General features: G+C 35.6%; 16 protein-coding genes. 5 read left to right on the top strand and 11 right to left on the bottom strand.

The annotated features are described in order from the left end of the window. The first annotated feature begins 30 nt into the window (after window positions 1-30). Complete coding sequence (locus Q5Y73_RS04660; RefSeq protein ID WP_305990659.1) at window positions 31-1,206, top strand: acetoin utilization protein AcuC; 1,176 nt, start codon at window positions 31-33, stop codon at window positions 1,204-1,206. Between the two features lie 98 nt (window positions 1,207-1,304). On the opposite strand, the gene Q5Y73_RS04655 is transcribed toward Q5Y73_RS04660, so the two are convergent. The 4 genes from Q5Y73_RS04655 to Q5Y73_RS04640 form a co-directional block, all read right to left on the bottom strand. After that, window positions 1,305-1,715, bottom strand: coding sequence for an MATE family efflux transporter (locus tag Q5Y73_RS04655; protein ID WP_305990871.1), 411 nt, complete (start codon window positions 1,713-1,715; stop codon window positions 1,305-1,307). A 6-nt stretch (window positions 1,716-1,721) separates the two neighbouring features. Next, window positions 1,722-2,141 (bottom strand): MATE family efflux transporter, encoded by a 420-nt coding sequence (locus Q5Y73_RS04650; protein ID WP_305990870.1) that lies wholly within the window; start codon window positions 2,139-2,141, stop codon window positions 1,722-1,724. Window positions 2,142-2,235: 94 nt separating this feature from the next. Beyond that, window positions 2,236-3,354 carry a DUF2087 domain-containing protein gene (locus Q5Y73_RS04645; RefSeq protein WP_305990658.1) on the bottom strand — a complete coding sequence of 373 codons (1,119 nt, stop codon included), beginning with the start codon at window positions 3,352-3,354 and terminating at the stop codon, window positions 2,236-2,238. Between the two features lie 228 nt (window positions 3,355-3,582). Beyond that, window positions 3,583-3,870 carry a stage VI sporulation protein F gene (locus tag Q5Y73_RS04640; RefSeq protein ID WP_305990657.1) on the bottom strand — a complete coding sequence of 96 codons (288 nt, stop codon included), beginning with the start codon at window positions 3,868-3,870 and terminating at the stop codon, window positions 3,583-3,585. A gap of 209 nt (window positions 3,871-4,079) precedes the next feature. On the opposite strand from Q5Y73_RS04640, the gene Q5Y73_RS04635 reads away from it, so the two are divergent. The 3 genes from Q5Y73_RS04635 to egtD all read left to right on the top strand — a co-directional run bounded on the left by Q5Y73_RS04635 (window position 4,080) and on the right by egtD (window position 7,050). Then, window positions 4,080-4,724 carry a LysE family transporter gene (locus Q5Y73_RS04635; RefSeq protein ID WP_305990656.1) on the top strand — a complete coding sequence of 215 codons (645 nt, stop codon included), beginning with the start codon at window positions 4,080-4,082 and terminating at the stop codon, window positions 4,722-4,724. 129 nt (window positions 4,725-4,853) lie between these two features. Further along, entirely contained in the window at window positions 4,854-6,080 is a 1,227-nt protein-coding gene (gene egtB / locus Q5Y73_RS04630; RefSeq protein WP_371320141.1) for an ergothioneine biosynthesis protein EgtB, read from the top strand. A gap of 1 nt (window position 6,081) precedes the next feature. After that, window positions 6,082-7,050 (top strand): L-histidine N(alpha)-methyltransferase, encoded by a 969-nt coding sequence (gene egtD / locus Q5Y73_RS04625; RefSeq protein ID WP_305990655.1) that lies wholly within the window; start codon window positions 6,082-6,084, stop codon window positions 7,048-7,050. A gap of 295 nt (window positions 7,051-7,345) precedes the next feature. On the opposite strand, the gene recG is transcribed toward egtD, so the two are convergent. Genes recG through Q5Y73_RS04605 form a run of 4 tightly spaced genes read right to left on the bottom strand, consistent with a single transcriptional unit; the run spans window position 7,346 to window position 12,385 of the window. Continuing rightward, on the bottom strand, window positions 7,346-9,397 hold the full coding sequence (gene recG, locus Q5Y73_RS04620) for an ATP-dependent DNA helicase RecG (protein WP_305990654.1): 2,052 nt from the start codon (window positions 9,395-9,397) through the stop codon (window positions 7,346-7,348). A gap of 1 nt (window position 9,398) precedes the next feature. After that, window positions 9,399-10,253, bottom strand: coding sequence for a DegV family protein (locus Q5Y73_RS04615; protein WP_305990653.1), 855 nt, complete (start codon window positions 10,251-10,253; stop codon window positions 9,399-9,401). Window positions 10,254-10,276: 23 nt separating this feature from the next. Next, window positions 10,277-11,989 carry a DAK2 domain-containing protein gene (locus Q5Y73_RS04610; RefSeq protein ID WP_305990652.1) on the bottom strand — a complete coding sequence of 571 codons (1,713 nt, stop codon included), beginning with the start codon at window positions 11,987-11,989 and terminating at the stop codon, window positions 10,277-10,279. Window positions 11,990-12,004: 15 nt separating this feature from the next. After that, entirely contained in the window at window positions 12,005-12,385 is a 381-nt protein-coding gene (locus Q5Y73_RS04605; protein WP_305990651.1) for an Asp23/Gls24 family envelope stress response protein, read from the bottom strand. Window positions 12,386-12,718: 333 nt separating this feature from the next. Here Q5Y73_RS04605 and rpmB point away from each other — a divergent pair, with 333 nt between their 5' ends. After that, window positions 12,719-12,907, top strand: a complete 189-nt coding sequence (gene rpmB, locus Q5Y73_RS04600) for a 50S ribosomal protein L28 (RefSeq protein ID WP_305990650.1) — start codon at window positions 12,719-12,721, stop codon at window positions 12,905-12,907. Window positions 12,908-13,012: 105 nt separating this feature from the next. Here rpmB and spoVM read toward each other — a convergent pair whose 3' ends face one another. From spoVM to rsgA, 3 genes are all read right to left on the bottom strand, one after another. Further along, window positions 13,013-13,093 carry a stage V sporulation protein SpoVM gene (spoVM, locus tag Q5Y73_RS04595; RefSeq protein WP_305990868.1) on the bottom strand — a complete coding sequence of 27 codons (81 nt, stop codon included), beginning with the start codon at window positions 13,091-13,093 and terminating at the stop codon, window positions 13,013-13,015. 184 nt (window positions 13,094-13,277) lie between these two features. Further along, a complete protein-coding gene (rpe, locus tag Q5Y73_RS04590) occupies window positions 13,278-13,922 on the bottom strand; it encodes a ribulose-phosphate 3-epimerase (protein ID WP_305990649.1) in 645 nt (214 codons plus the stop codon). A gap of 1 nt (window position 13,923) precedes the next feature. Continuing rightward, window positions 13,924-14,832 (bottom strand): ribosome small subunit-dependent GTPase A, encoded by a 909-nt coding sequence (gene rsgA, locus Q5Y73_RS04585; protein ID WP_305990648.1) that lies wholly within the window; start codon window positions 14,830-14,832, stop codon window positions 13,924-13,926. Window positions 14,833-14,845 lie beyond the last annotated feature (13 nt).

Genomic DNA, 14,845 nt, shown 5'->3' with positions numbered 1-14,845 from the left:
TACACAAATGAAGCCAAAGGAGCGAGAAAAGTGAGTATAAATTCAGCATTTATTTATCATCCTCAAACCTTAAATTATAAATTTAATGAACATCATCCTTTTAATCAAAAACGTTTAACATTAACAATGGATCTATTAAAAAAAGCTAATGCATTAAATGAAAAAAATATGATCACTCCGAATCTGGCTTCAGAGGAATCCATTCATGATGTACATCAAACTGAATTTATTGAGGCTGTGAAGAACTTAAGCTCTCCTTCCCCATCTAAAAAAGCCCTGCATCAAGCTGAAAAATTTGGACTTGATAAAGATGACACACCATATTTTCCAAACATGCATGAAGTAACATCCATCGTTGCAGGTGGGTCTATTGAAGCTGGTAAGCAAGTCATGTCAGGGCAGTATGAACACGCTCTCCATTTAGGAGGAGGGTTGCATCACGCTATGCCTGATCGATCTGCAGGTTTTTGCGTATACAATGATGCCGCTATTGCTATCCAATACATCCGGAAACATTATGATTCGAAAGTACTTTTTATAGATACAGACGTTCATCATGGGGATGGAGTGCAATGGTCTTTTTATGCGGATCCAGAAGTTTTCACTTTCTCCATCCATGAAACAGGAAAATATTTGTTTCCTGGTACGGGTTATGTGAATGAACGAGGGGAAGACAGTGGTTTCGGTTACAATTTAAACCTTCCTATGGAACCGTATACAGAGGATGAGTCTTGGATGAGCTGCTTCAGTGAAACACTAGAAAGAATCATAAAAAGCTTCAAACCAGATGTTATTGTCAGCGTACACGGAGTGGATGCCCACGTATATGACCCTCTTTCACACATTCATTGCAGCATGGAAATTTATCTTAAAATGCCGCAGCTCATCCATAAACTTGCTCATGAACACTGCAACGGCAAGTGGATCGCTCTCGGTGGGGGTGGATATGATATTTATCGGGTAGTACCAAGAGCTTGGAGCTTGCTTTGGCTGGTCATGACAGATCATCCATTGATCCGTTCAATTATAGAAAAACCAAACTTCGCTCTACCTGAAGAATGGATACATAGGTGGCAAAATGAAAGTTCGAAATTGCTTCCAAACACTTGGTTAGATGATAAAGACAAATGGAAACCTATGCCTAGACGTGAGCAAATTACGAAACAAAATGAAAAAACAAAGGAAATGGCGTTGACATATTGTTGAAAACAGAGCATAGATAAAGTAAACTAGCAGATTAAAAATGATATAAAATCCCGTTGCATCCAAATAAAGATAAACGGGATTTTACTGTGTTACTACTTTCAACTCGTTATATTTTTAAACTTCATTTTTTTTAAATAAAGTTGTGTTAAGAAATATGAAACAAATAAAAATAAACTGTTGACGATGGCAATCGCTATAAACACACCATGTAGTCCTAAACCAAACCAATAAACTAATATAAAAGCTAATGAAACAGATGAAAACAGAGAAAATAAAGGATGAGCTATTAAATTATATATCAGTGCTAGTAACAAGCAACAAATCAGCCCTAATACCACATTCGTTTTATAAATCTGTTTAACACGTTCCAATTGGTTTCTACCGAAGTTTTGTCCAGCTAATATAATCGTAGAGGTAGCAAAAGCAAAGCCAGCCATTCTAAAAATTTCATCAGTCCTTCCTACTAATGACCAAGAGTTCATGGCACTCTCACTAACAGAACTTACAATATAATTTTAAAAAACTAACCCAACACCCGAAGTTAAAGTTACTAATAAAACTGGTACCGCAATCTTAAGGATCTCACCCATAACTTTTCTGTCAACATGTAGTATCCTCCATTTCAATTTTATGTTTGACTTTCTTTTAAATACAAAAACAACATACAAACAGCTAACCATGATTGATAATGACGTAGATAGTGAAGCTCCTGCAAGACCCATATCAAATGCAAAAATAAAAATTGGGTCTAAAATGATATTCAATAACGTTGAAATAAGCATAGAGAATGCTACATATTTAGCTAACCCTTCTCCCTGTAAAATACCTGATAATACTTGTGTTACAATTACAAATCCTAAACCAGGCAACAAAAAATATAAGTAGGTAAGTCCATAATTCAATGCTCCTTCACTTAATTTTGTTCCTGCAAAAATTTGAACAATGTGATCATTAATTCTTGCTCAGTATTCATTATTTCACCTCCTTTCATCGCATTTTGCCCATACTTCTTATTTAATTGTGTTATTTTCAAGCTTTTTTTGTGTTATACCCTTTTTCTCCGTATGGCTGTAACTCATTCATCCATTTCTCCTCTAGTTTTTTCAAGGCCTCCCATTTATCTATATTTTCATCTTCTTTATCATCTAAAAGCTGTAACACTTCAAAAGTAAACGCATCTTTTCCATACTTGTTGTAATCATTTTGTAGCTTTTTGATTGGATGACTTCCCATATCCAATTCAAACTGTCTTCCGTTTAAAGATTTTAAATTCATACTGCTGCCGATAAAAATCATTTGATTCATCTTGTTTTTGATCTGATATACACCCGCTTCCTTTTTCATATCCAAATAAGTTTGCACTGCTTCTTTTCGATTATTCAACATCTCTTCTCCTTCCTTCAGCCAATAGGCACTTCCATCCCCTTTTCTATCTAAAAAGCCATATTCAATCAAATATCTTCTTAAAATCACATAGTCATCATACACAGTTTTTAAAATTTGATTGAGTTCCTTTTCAGTATAAATTCGTCTACCTTCTAATTTCTTTACAATTTCTCTAAGAACGATCAGCTTATGTTTTTCTTTCATCGAAAATGTTGTTAAAGGACCATCTGTACCTTCGGGAAAATACTTTGCTAAAATTTCTATACTTTCTTTTTCAGTGACAACATAACGATCGTCTACCATTGTTGCTGTTTTATGAGGAATAACAATCGAAGATGTTTTTTTGTCCTTTTCTTTTAATAACTCCATTAATACTAAAAAGCTTTTGGATTGACGTTCCTTCTCTTTTAGTGCAAAACGATGATTTCGAATCGTAGAAGCACTTCCAATTCCAGTTTCTTTTTGGATTTCTTTATCATTTTTCCCCTCAAAAAAAAGTCGGAGCAGTGTGTTTTGATGATCTGTAAGACCTGTCACTTTTTTATTCAAACGGATTAAATAATCAAAAACAGATTGATGAGTCTTCTCAATATGAACTCGTATATACTTACTCGCTTCGTACAAAATACCATCATCAGGGTAAATGATTCCTTTTTCTATTTTTTCCCCACAGAGTAAACAAGTATAAACCTCTTCTTCTTCCATGTATCCGCATTTCATTTCTTCTAAAGACGCATTCCAAAACAAATCTAAATTTTTCATTCCATAAACACTCTTTCCTTTTACCTATATATCCATAGATATTATTTGATTTTGTTTGTTTATTTTATAATAAACATTATATTTCTTTGTCTACATAATGTCAAACAGATTTAGTTTTTGTCTATTTTTAAAAAAACGTTACATCCCAATTGGATGTAACGAAAAAAACCAACTTATCATTGAAGACAAGCTGGATACAATTTCAATTATGCTATATTTGATTTCAATTTACCTAAACATTCCCCACAACTTTATTAAATGAAATGTATTTTTGGGATCAATTTTTTGATCAATTACAAATTTAACAATATTATTGCTCATTTTAGTATCGATTTTAATTCCTAAAACTTTAGATACTTTTTGTAAAAGAGCCTTTACCTTTGAGCGACTTTGCAAATCTTTTTTTGTAACACCCTCCAAGACTTTTGATACCCTTTCTGAGTAAACATCGTTTTGTAATTTTTTCTTCACACGCTCCACAAGCGATTCAGGAATTCCATAATCTTGATAGCCCATAAATCACACCTCCATACTGCAATGTTTATGATGAAGAGGCTGAATATGTACCTCAAAAATTTGAAAAGAAACAAAAAACTCATTTTCCATATTTAAAATATGAGTAATGAAAAATGATGCTATTTGGAATCATGATTGTTCATGACATAAAATTAAAAACTGTTAATATACCTAGCTATATAGACAGGCTATAAAGGAGCGTTAAAGAGATGTCTTTACTTTTATTTAAACATATTATTTTAGGGTTATCCATCGCAGCACCCATTGGACCAATTAACATTGAAATTCTTAGGAGAGGTTTATCTCAAGGATTCTGGTCGTCTCTATTTGTAGGGGCAGGTGGAATGACTGCAGATTGTATATTAATGTTCCTCATGTACCAGGGATTTGCTAGACTGTTAACCATCCAGGGAGTTCAACTTACATTGATTATTTTTGGAGCGGTGGTGTTAATACATACAGGTTTACAAAGTTTATTAAAACATAAACAATCGTTAGTGGTAAATGAATCAGTCCACTCTAATAATAGGAGCTTGATGAATTCATTTTTAACAGGAGCCTTTATTGCTGCTTTTAACCCCCTTAACGTTCTTTTCTGGTTAGGTATCTATGGATCAGTATTAAGTGACACTTTTAATGAAGACAACAAAATTAAAGCATTTATTATCAGCAGCGCTGTTTTTATAGGAATCGGATTATGGAACTTAAACTTAGCTCTCATCGTTCACTTTGGAAGAAAATCGCTTAATCCAAGTACACTTAAACGAATCTCAACTGTTGCAAGTCTGATTATATTAGGATTTGGTCTTCATTTAAGTTATCAAGGTATGGTGAGAATACTTGATATGATGTAACTTACATAATCCATCATAAAATATGAACAGAAATCATATATTCTTTTAGTTATTATTTGTTTAGATTTCAATTCACAACAAGGAGGGATCGTTATCGTTATTCATAATCAAACAAATAAAAATGATCTATTGATAGAAAAGTACCAGTATACGAGAAACCTAACACTACAAATCGTTGAACCCTTGGAAATTGAGGATTTTGGTATACAGACGATGGTAGATGTTAGTCCTCCAAAATGGCACTTAGCCCATACAACCTGGTTTTTTGAAGAATTTGTTTTAATGGATCATAAACCTGGGTACAGCTATAACTTAGAAGGGGCAAGGAAGTTGTTTAATTCTTACTATGAAACATTGAATAAACCGTTCCCAAGATCAAAAAGAGGTTTAATTTCTCGCCCAACAGTAAGAGAAGTACTAGATTACAGAAGTGCAGTTGATGAAGAAATCATTGGGTTGTTTAATAAAGGCGATGAGCTAGACGAAAAACTCTATTCTTTGATTTTATTAGGAATTCACCATGAACAACAACATCAGGAGCTGTTAATGACTGATATTAAATATAATTTCTCAATAAACCCCCTAAGACCTTCATACAAAGAGAGTCTTCACGATGCATCACGCAATTCAACTGTATCAACGTTAAAGTGGGACCATTTCAATGGAGGAATTACCTCGATCGGAACAAATAATCAAGATTTTTCATTCGATAATGAACAGCCCGCTCACAAACATTTTTTATACCCTTTTGCCATTGCAAACAGACCCGCAACAAATGGCGAATATCTTGAATTTATCGAAGACAATGGTTATACCAACGCCGTTAATTGGCTTTCTGATGGATGGGAAACTGTCTTAAGGGAAAAATGGAGCACACCCCTTTATTGGGAAAACATAGATGGAATTTGGTATGAATTTACACTTTCTGGACTAAAACCTTTAGAAAAAAACCAACCTGTTTCACATATCAGCTTTTATGAAGCTGATGCTTTCGCAAGATGGTCGGGTTATCGCCTGCCAACCGAACAAGAATGGGAACATGCTTTTCAAGACATACCCGTTGAAGGAAAATTATTAGAAAATCTTCTTTTTAATGAAAAATATGAATCAGACAAAACCACTTTTGGTACAGTGTGGGAGTGGACGTCCAGTCCTTATACACGTTATCCGCAAAGTGCACGATCAGAAGGTGCATTAGGAGAATACAATGCGAAATTCATGAGTAATCAGATGGTTTTACGTGGTGGATCTAGTGCTACTCCCCGCAATCATATTCGAGCAACCTACCGCAATTTCTTCCAGCCTGATAAAAGATGGCAGTTCAGCGGTCTTCGTTTAGCAAAGGAGGAGCGATAAAATGATGCAATCAAACCATATGATCCTTGATTTGAACCCTCCTGTCTCCTCTTTAAAAGAAGAAGTCTTAAAAGGATTAAAACTAAACCAAAAACAACTGCACCCAAAATGGTTTTACGATGAAAAAGGCACCAAACTCTTTAATCAGATCACCATGTTACCAGAATATTACTTAACTCGTGCTGAAAAAGAAATATTGACAACCTTTCACTCAGATATTTGTGATTTGATTGGTCATAATGCTCCATTATTTGAATTAGGGTGCGGCAGTGAAGAAAAAATTCAACTCATATTAAACTCATTAAAGAGGGGAAATCGATATATACCCATCGATATTTCTGGGAAAGCTCTAAACAACACCGTTGAAAAATTACTTCTTTCCTTTCCTCTATTGGATGTGAAAGCCATTCGTGCCGACTATACACAAGCCTTGTCATTTCTACGTCAGAATGATAAAGAACAAAAAATCATTTTATTCCTTGGATCAACAATTGGAAACTTAAATGAAAAAGAGAGGGAGAACTTTTTATGTGAAATCGCTATAAATTTAAACCAGCAGGATGGTTTGATAATAGGTATTGATTTAAATAAATCAACTGCTTTATTAGAAGCCGCTTATAACGATTCAAAAGGCATTACTGCTGCATTCAATAAAAACCTATTGCACCGAATAAACAAAGAACTTAGCTCCAATTTTCAAGTTAATCATTTTGAACATCATGCTTATTTCAACAAGGTTCATAATAGGATTGAAATGCACCTAATTAGCAAGGTGAAGCAAGCAGTATCCATTGGAGATGAAACTTTTTCTTTTCTTCCTGAAGAAACGATTCACACCGAGAATTCTTATAAATTTGACCTCAAACAATTTGAACAATCGCTGCTCAAATCAGGGCTTTGCTTGCGCAAATTCTGGACCGATAAACAAAATTATTTTGCTGTAACGTATATAGAACCCATCTCAAAATGACGAAAGCGACTTCAGTTGTACCCATTAACATTGGAACAAACAATCTTAACATAGTCTCTCGAAGATGTCATTGAGTCCTTCTTTTGACCTTTGGAAGAAAAAAATAAGGGAAATAAATTCCCCTATTTCAACAAAATTTTAGAGGATAAGTCCCTCAATTTCTTCTATTCGATGGAACCTCTCAGTGAATTCCTTAAATGTTACAAAATTGCTACCCACCACGTTATTGCTTGATTTTTGCTAAGGAATCATGCGTCGTTTTAAAGGTATTTCAACCTACTGTTCAGTTGTATGTTTAATCCAATTCTTTCTCCATCAGCTGAGCCTTGTCCAAAAGTTCACGTAGAGGCAAATACTTTGCAGCAGTCCAGAATTCATCTGAACGTACTAATTCAGCTGCATCTTCTCTAGCCATTTCCAACATCTCAAAATCATGAGCCAAATCTGCAAGACGAAATTCTGGCATACCGCTTTGTTTTGTTCCAAAAAAATCTCCAGGACCTCTTAATTCCAGATCCATTCGTGCGATTTCAAATCCATCATTTGTTATTGTCATGGAGCGCATTCTTTCTTTACCGATCTCTGACTTAGGATCAGCAATAAGAATACAATATGACTGATCCTGCCCTCTACCAACTCTACCACGTAATTGATGAAGCTGTGACAATCCAAAACGATCGGCATCATAAATCACCATTATCGTCGCATTGGGTACGTTTACTCCGACCTCAACTACAGTCGTAGAAACTAAAACGTGCACCTCATTTTCACTAAACTGAGACATCACTTCTTCTTTTTCATCTGCGGGTTGTCTACCATGCAGCAGACCAACCTTATAACCACTTAAAACCTCTTGTATTTGGGCATGTAAATCGATCGCATTTTGAACATCTATCTTATCTGATTCTTCAATTAAAGGGCATATAACATAAGCCTGACGATGTGCCTGCAATTCCTTTTGAATAAAACCTAACACTCTTTCCATCAAATTATGTTTCACCCAGTACGTTTTTATTTCCTTCCTGCCTTTTGGCAGCTCCTTTAATGTAGATACATCCATATCTCCAAAGGCTGTAATAGCAAGGGTTCTTGGAATCGGAGTTGCTGTCATCGTAAGTACATCGGGATTAAACCCTTTATGTCTGAATATACTTCGTTGATTTACACCGAAACGATGCTGCTCATCTGTGACTACCAAACCCAAGTTTCTAAAATGTACTTTTTCCTGAATCAATGCATGAGTTCCTATTACAATATCGATTAGACCTGATTGCAAGGATGCAAGCACATCTCTCCGCTGTTTATTTGTTAAACTACCTACTAACAATCCGATTTCTAAACCATAAGGTTCAAAAAGCTCTTGAAGCGATTGGTAGTGCTGCTCTGCCAGTATTTCGGTCGGCACCATCATTGCCCCCTGATACCCTGATTTAAAATTTGCATAAAGGGCTGTAGCAGCGACAACTGTTTTCCCAGAACCCACGTCTCCCTGCAGTAAACGGTTCATGCTATATGACTTGCGTAAATCGGATAGAAGTTCTGCAGTGACTTTTTTTTGAGAGTCTGTGAGTTGAAATGGAAGTGCTCGCACAAACTTGCGAACATCTTCAGATTCAAATTCATGTTGAATACCATCTGCTTTTGTCCTTGACATAGAACGGAAAATCATCAGCTTAAGTTGAAATAAAAAAAGTTCCTCATAAACTAATCGCCGTCTTGCTTCTGTACCATCTGATGCATCTTGGGGACGGTGAATAAAAAGAATGGCTTGTTTGCGAGGAATCAAATTATGTTTTTGAGAATAAGTCGCAGGGATTGGATCCGTAATCAGTTCACTATACTGCTGCAATGCCTGTTGAATTATCTTTCGAATCCATCTTTGAGTAATGGATCCTCCAACTGAGTATACAGGTTGCAAAGCACCTGTTTGTGGTGCATTAGAACCAGGAAATTCTGATTCTGAAACCGTAAGTGTTTGTCTTTTTCGATCCCATTTCCCTGACAATATTATTTCTTTCCCAGCAATAAGGCGGTCTTTAAGAAAATGCCTGTTAAACCATACTGTTGTAATCATATGCTGCTCGTCCACAAGCATTTTACATGTCATTCGTGACTTATTTCGCCCATATCGCTGAACTTGTGGCAAGCTATACACCTTTGCTTGGACCGTAATCTTTTCCCCATCCTCTACTAAAGAAAGATCACGCAATCGATAATCTTCATATCGAAAAGGAAAATATTCAATTAAATCTGAAACAGAATGAATACCTAGTGCATTTAAATCCTTGCTTCTTGCAGCACCCAAACCATGAACTTCTTGGAGAGGGGTTTGATTTAATTTATTCATTTTATATAGGTCGCATTATAACAGCAAGTGTCCCAGGACCAACGTGGGTACCTACTACTGGACTTAGTGAAGTGAATTTTACGTTATGTACTTGAAACTGTTCTTTCAAAAAATCAGCAAAGCTCTCTGCACTAGATAAATCATTAGAATGGACAACTACGATATCCACATCTCTTTTCTCAAAATCTTCCTTAAGCAAATCGACAATCCGGTGGATGGCTTTCTTCTTCCCTCTTACCTTATCAACCGAAGTAATTTCTCCTTCATCATCAATCGAAAGTATAGGTTTTATGTTTAACAATGAGCCTATTAGTGAAGCTGCTTTGCCAATTCGCCCACCTTTTTGTAAATACTCTAAAGTATCCACTAAAAAATAAACCCTCATATCCTGTCTCAATTTAGCAACAACTTCTAAGATTTCCTCTACATTTTTTCCATTCTCATATGCTTTTATGGCTTCAACCATTAGGATTCCGTTTCCAAAAGAAGCTGATTTTGAATCGATAATATGAAGATCAGCTTCCTCATCAAGCAATGATTTAGCTAAAACTGCTGATTGATAAGTACCACTCATAGCAGAGGACAAGTGTATAGATATAATTGTACAATCTGGATCTTCTTTATAAATTTTTTTATATACATTTAAAAAATCTACAGGTGACGGCTGAGACGTTGTTGGCAGTACATCACTAACAGCTAATTTCTCATAAAACTCTTTAGACTGAATTGTAATCGCGTCCAAAAAAACTTCTTCACCAAAATGGACTTTTAACGGAACCATCTCAATGTTGTACTTTTCCCTAATCTCTAATGGAATATCCGAAGTACTGTCTGTAACAAACCGGATATTAGACATACAATCACCTCATTATAAAATAATTATTCTACTGAAAAAATATAATCATAAATGGGTTGACCACCATCAATGACTTCGATTTCAACATCAGGGTATTCTTCTTCTATATATTGAATAAATGAATTCGTTTGACTTGTATTTGCACTTTCTCCAGAAAAAATCGTTAGCATTTCACTGTCAGAGTCGATCATCTCTTGCAGCAGATGCTTTGCAGTGTCTACAATATCTCTAGAAGCAGTAACGATCTGATTCTCATGTATACCCAAGTATTCGCCTTCTTTAATGGATAGCTGATTCATTTGTGAATCTCGTACAGCGATAGTTATGGAACCAGATTGAACCTCTTTTATCGCTTGATTCATTAACTTTTCATTCTCATCCGAGCTATTTGTACTTTGTAAAGCTAATGCTGCCACCATTCCTTGAGGAATTGTTTTTGAAGGAATAACGATAACCTCTTTATCTTCAATTAATTCCTTCGCCTGCTGAGCAGCTAAAATAATATTTGAATTATTAGGTAATATAAATACATGTTCAGCATGAATACTACGGACAGCATTAATTAAATCTTCTGTGCTGGGATTCATCGTTTGTCCACCATATAGAACATGATCAACACCTATACTTGCAAAAACGTCCGAAATCCCACCACCTGAAGACACAGTAACCATGCCAAAAGCTTTAGCTTCAGTATTTTTTGTAAATAGAGTTTCATCCTCATTGATTATTGATGTTGTTTCATCATGTGCAGGAATTTGAATTTTTCCTGGCTCCTCTTCCACTATTTCGCGATGTTGATCACGCATATTTTGAATGTGGAGACGAGTTAACTCACCATATCGAATCGTTAAATTTAAAACATCCCCCGGCGAATTAGAATGCACATGAACTTTTACAAATTCATCATCAGGAATTAAAACGATGGAATCACCGATTTTAGCTAACTCTTCTCTAACTAGAGACTCATCAAATTGAATCTCCTTGGATAAATGAATAAAAAATTCCATATCATAAAAATGAGTTATATCTTCAGTTTCTATACTGGATTGAGCTGGTTTTGGTTTGCTAATGACGACCTTGCTGCTTGAAGATGAAATCATTTCTGAGTTATGATCAAATTCACCTTTCAAAGTCGCAAGAAAACCTTCATAGACATAAACTAAGCCCTGCCCGCCGGAATCCACAACCCCAGCTTGTTTTAGTACAGGAAGCAAATCTGGTGTCCTAGCCAAAGAGTTTTTAGCTTCTCCAATCAGTTCCTCAAGTAATGGAATGATATGATCAGTTTGATGAGAAATATATATAGCATGTTTAGCTGATTCTTTAGCGACGGTAAGAATTGTTCCTTCGATCGGTTTTACAACTGCTTGATAAGCCGTATCCACACCTTGTTGAAGCGCTTTTGCAAACTGAACTGTATCGATTTTTTCCAAGTCATGTACTGCTTTAGTGAATCCTCGAAACAGTTGTGACAGGATAACGCCAGAATTGCCTCGAGCTCCCATTAATAAACCTTTAGAAAAAGCCGCTGACATCTCCCCAATGTGGTCCGAAGATTTAGATTGAATATACTCAATACCTGATGTTAAAGTCATATTCATGTTCGTACCTGTATCTCCGTCTGGGACTGGAAATACGTTCAAGCTGTTGATCTGTTCCACATTTGCTTTCAAAATACTTGCCCCAGACAAAACCATATTCATAAAATCTGCACCATTAATGAAAAGTTTACTCAATGTTTCTCTCCCTTTCTATTGGGATACTCGAACCCCTTGCACATATATATTTACAGTATGTACTTCTAATCCAATTAGATCATTTAAGACATATTTCACTTTATTTTGTATGTTATGTGCTACTTCAGAAATTTTTGTACCGTAACTTACAATGATATATAAATCGATATGTACTTCATTTTCTTGACCATTTTCTTGACTATCCTCTTGCCTAATCTCTACACCTTTAGATAGATTGTCTCTGCCTAAGAGCTCTGTTATTCCATCTTTTAGTTGACTGCGGGAAGCCATTCCTACGAGCCCATAACAATCCAACGCAGCTGCACCAGCTAACGTTGATATGACCTCACTATTCATCATAACCTTTCCATACTCATTTACAAGTTGAATTGTCACATCAATCCACTCCTTTTTTTCACAGAAATATGGACTTTATCATTGTACTATATTCATCAATATAAGAAAATCCCCTATCGCTGACTTTTTCGAAGATGTAGTCGAATCCATTTTTCCATAAAGCTCATTGACTATCCCTTTTTTATTGTGATATCATAGTAAAAGTGTTTATGAATACGTATACGTATATGCTTTCATGATTTATGATTAACGATTCGGAAAATTGTAACTTTCCATCGTTATAATTGTTTAAGACCCTGCAAAAGGATATGTTATGTTTTGACTTAGATGTTGTTTTTACTTTTGTAGGTATTTTTTAAAGGGGGTGTAAGAATGTCACGCAAATGTTACGTTACTGGAAAAAAGAGAGGTGTGGGAAACAACAGATCTCACGCTAACAATAAAACAAAACGTTCTTGGGGAGTTAATGTTCAAAAGGTACGCATCCTAGTAGATGGTAAACCAAAACGCGTTTACGTTAGTACTAGAGCATTAAAATCTGGATTAGTTGAACGTGCGTAAGAAATGAAGGACAAAAAGCACCCTCTGTAGGTGCTTTTTTTCATGTTTGATATCTCAGAAAAACCACTCTTTTAAAAAGTGATTTTTCCTCAATGTCAAAATTCATCATTTTTTATTAAACGTATTCAATATAACCCTCACAAACCCGCCTAAAAATTTTGGTAGTTTAAAGGTATAAAATCTCATCCCTACCCCTCCCAGGATACATAGTGAACTGACCATAAGTATGTGGACTTTAAATATAGTATATTCATGAACACAAGGAAAATTGCCTATGGTTCCAAAAAAACCTAAAACAAATCCAAATACTTGCCCTACTCATTATATATGTCCGTTCAATATCCAACATACCTATTAATTGGGATGATTTTTAAACTCTTAATTGCGCAATAGCTTCTTTTTTATTCTCATGATTAAATATAGCACTTCCCGCTACAAGTACATTAGCACCAGCTTCTACAACCAATGGAGCTGTCTTTTTATTAATTCCGCCATCAACTTCAATATCCAAGTTCAGCCCTTGATGATTGCTAATCTCTCTAAGCTGTTTAATTTTAGGAAGCATGGATTCAATAAATTTCTGACCTCCAAATCCAGGGTTGATTGTCATAAGCAGTACCAAATCAAGCTCATGCACTACATGTTCAATCGCTGACAAAGGTGTTGCTGGATTAAGCACTACGCCAGCTTTTTTGCCAAGTCCTTTAATAAGATGAATCGCGCGGTGCAAGTGAGTGCATGCCTCAGCATGAACTGTAATCAAATCTGCTCCAGCATCCACAAAATTAGATATATAGGCTTCAGGATTTTCTATCATCAAATGTACGTCAAGAGGAAGCGAAGTGTATGGACGAATACTTTCAACGACTAAAGGACCTATCGTAATATTAGGTACAAAATGTCCATCCATCACATCCACATGAATCCAATCTGCTCCTGCGGATTCCAACTCTTGAACTTCTTGACCTATCTTTGAAAAATCTGCTGATAATATGGATGGTGCGATGCGCAACATACTAATACCTCCGTTTCATCTGGCTAATTTCATCTAGAAAAAAAAGATAATGTTCATACCGACTTTCTAATATATTCCCTTGGTTTTTTGCTTCGATCACTTTACATTTAGGTTCTTTTCGATGTAAACATCCTCTAAATTTACAGTCCGGAATATACGCTCTAAATTCAGAAAAATAGTAACCTAAATCCTCTTGTTCAATATTAGTAAAATCCAATTGGCTAAAACCTGGTGTATCAGCTACGATGCCTCCGTTGCTTAATTCAAGCAATTCAACATGACGCGTAGTATGCTTTCCTCTTCCTAACTTTGAGCTAATCTGATTTGTTTCTAAGGTTAGACCAGGTATGATGGCGTTTAAAAGAGAAGATTTTCCAACCCCTGATTGTCCAGAAAAAACACTCGTTTTGTTGGCCATATGTGCAAGAAGCTCATCATGACCTTCATTAGTCCTCTTACTTGTCAACAATACCGGATAATCTATACTTTCATAATATTGCACCAGCTCATTTATTGCCTCAGCCTGCTTGGAAGCATCCTTTGAGTTTTTAAACAAATCATATTTGGAAAAGCAAATCATCGCATCAAGCCCGGCTTTTTCAACATGAACTAAAAACTTATCTAAAAGTTGTAAGTTCAAATCAGGTTCTACTAATGAAAAAACAAGCACAGCCAAATTTACATTTGCAATAGGGGGCCTAATTAATTCACTTGTTCTAGGAAGAATTTCATGAACTGTACCCTCACCATTTTCTGACAGCTCAACCATCACAAAGTCTCCAACCAAAGGTGAGGTTTCCCTTTTTCTGAAAATCCCCCGCGCTCTGCATTGAATTGTTGGTTGTCCTTTCTGATGAGGTTTCACATAATAGTATCCACTTAGTGCTTTTATAATTCTTCCTTCTACCATAAAAAAATCAAAA

Origin of the sequence: Chengkuizengella axinellae, assembly GCF_030730905.1 — a bacterium.
GTDB classification, from domain to species: Bacteria; Bacillota; Bacilli; order Paenibacillales; family KCTC-33759; genus Chengkuizengella; species Chengkuizengella axinellae.
This window is presented reverse-complemented; position numbering and strand designations above follow the sequence as displayed.